1 pseudogene is annotated in these 730 nt (G+C 46.4%); it reads right to left on the minus strand.

Annotation, left to right across the window (positions count from 1 at the left end):
• Nucleotides 1–132: 132 nt before the first annotated feature.
• Nucleotides 133–730: pseudogene (locus tag R7Q48_RS27195) on the minus strand (DNA repair protein RecN); the annotation flags it as partial.

A 730-nucleotide genomic window follows, 5' to 3' on the forward strand; every position in this document is an offset into this window, starting at 1 on the left:
GTTGAGTTGCATTTATTGGCCGATATTAAGGGGTGATAGGGAGTCTAATGATGTTTTCGTTAGCCGAGTCACTGAAGTGATTAATATGAAAAGAGTCATCAACTGGATTACCGATGACTCTGTGTTATAGGGTTAGGCGGCGATAAGGAGTTCTTTCGCGTTAGCTAATGTTGAATCAGTGATTTGGCTACCACCGAGTAAACGAGCCAGTTCTGCCACACGTTGTTCTTCATCTAGTGCGCGCATTTGTGTTTCCGTTTGACCGCCTTTGGTGTGTTTTGCGACAAACATTTGTTGGTGGCCACAACCGGCTACTTGCGGTAAGTGAGTGACACACATGACTTGAGTCGATTCTCCAAGCTTGCGTAGCATTTTGCCTACTACCGCAGCTGTTGGGCCACTAATACCTACGTCCACCTCATCGAAGATCAAACTTGGCGTATCTACTTTTTGAGCAGTGATTACTTGGATCGCTAGCGAGATACGGGACAACTCACCACCTGACGCAACTTTCGCAATAGGTTGCAAAGGTTGACCCGGGTTAGTGGAGACCAAGAAGCACACACTGTCCATCCCCAATGGCGACGGATGTGTGTTTTCGTTGTTTACTTCAATGCTGAAGACGGCTTTTTCCATGCTCAATTCGTGCATGCTTTGTGTGATCAGTTTGTTCAGTTCTTTTGCGTAACGGCTGCGTGATTTATGCAGCTTTTCCGCTTGAGTCAGGAAA

Source organism: Vibrio sp. 378 (genome assembly GCF_033339435.1).